This is a genomic window from Arthrobacter sp. 7Tela_A1 (assembly GCF_049311065.1).
Classification (GTDB): domain Bacteria; phylum Actinomycetota; class Actinomycetes; order Actinomycetales; family Micrococcaceae; genus Arthrobacter_B.
Genome location: NZ_JAXIOO010000081.1, coordinates 1 through 1,415 on the forward strand (window position 1 = coordinate 1; position 1,415 = coordinate 1,415).

At 65.0% G+C, this 1,415-nt stretch carries 1 protein-coding gene; it reads right to left on the reverse strand.

Annotation, left to right across the window (positions count from 1 at the left end):
* Window positions 1-43 precede the first annotated feature (43 nt).
* Window positions 44-1,387 (reverse strand): phenylacetate--CoA ligase PaaK, encoded by a 1,344-nt coding sequence (gene paaK, locus TVB01_RS16595; protein WP_422457003.1) that lies wholly within the window; start codon window positions 1,385-1,387, stop codon window positions 44-46.
* Window positions 1,388-1,415 lie beyond the last annotated feature (28 nt).

Below are 1,415 nucleotides of genomic sequence, written 5' to 3' on the forward strand. Positions count from 1 at the left end.
CGGTTGGCCGGGGCAATTCCGGCCAACCGAACGCTCCCGGCTGCTAGGCCGGCTTGTTCTCTTGCTTGCGCAGGTCGTAGATGCGGCGGAGCTTGCCGCTGGAACGGGCCAGCGATCCGGGCTCGACCACGTGGATGGCGCAGGACGAACCAATGTGGATCTTGATCTGGTTCTTGAGCTCCGCGGCGGCCTTGGCGCACTCGTCCGCGCTGGACTCGCTGCGGCGTTCGATCTTCACCGCCAGCTCATCCATCCGGCCGGGACGGGTGATTTCCAGCTGGAAGTGCGGGCTCAGGGCGGGGATCCGCAGGGCGATCTCTTCGATCTGGCTCGGGAAGAGGTTGACGCCGCGCAGGATGATCATGTCGTCGTTGCGGCCTGTAATCCGCCCCATGCGCCGCATGCCGGGGCGTGCGGTGCCCGGGAGCAGGCGCGTGAGGTCATGCGTGCGGTACCGGATGATCGGCAGGGCTTCCTTGGTCAGGGATGTGAAGACCAGTTCGCCGTGCTCGCCGTCGTCCAGGACCTTGGTTTCGTCGAACGGGTCGATGATTTCCGGGCGGAAGTGGTCTTCCCAGATGTGGGCGCCGTCCTTGGTCTCGACGCACTCGCCGGCGACGCCGGGACCCATGACCTCAGAGAGGCCGTAGATGTCGCAGGCGTCGATGTCCATCATCTGCTGCAGCTCGTGGCGCATTTCCTCGGTCCACGGCTCGGCGCCCAAAACGGCGTTCTTCAGTGAGGTGGAGCGCGGATCGATGCCGGCGCGCTTCATGGCGTCAGCGATCGTCAGCAGGTAGGTCGGGGTGCAGAGGATCGTATCCGGCTGGAAGTCCTGGATGAGCTGGATCTGGCGTTCGGTCTGGCCGCCGGACATGGGGATGACAGTGCAGCCGAGCTTCTCTGCTCCGAAGTGCGCCCCCAGACCACCGGTGAACAGGCCGTAACCGTACGCGTTGTGGACCTTGTAGTTGGACTTCACGCCGGAGGCACGCAGCGAACGTGCCACCAGGGTGCCCCAGCGGTCAAGGTCGCCCTTGGTGTAGCCAACGACCGTGGGCCGGCCGGTGGTGCCGGAGGACGCATGGATACGGGAGACCTCGTCCATCGGCACGGCAAACATGCCGAACGGGTAGCTCTGGCGGAGGTCTTCCTTGGTGGTGTACGGGAACTTCGCCAGGTCTGAGAGTTCCTTCAAATCGTCCGGGTGGACACCGGCGTCGTCGAACTTCTTGGTGTACAGCGGAACGCGGTCGTAGGCGTAGCGCACGGTCTCCTGGAGGCGGGTGAGCTGCAGTGCCTCGATCTGGTCCCGGCTCATGAGCTCCTCGGCGTCGAGGGTAGCGGGATCAGCAGCAGTGGCCTTGAGGGGGGCAACAGTTTTCATGCGTGGAACCTTTGAGAGGGGGGGGGGG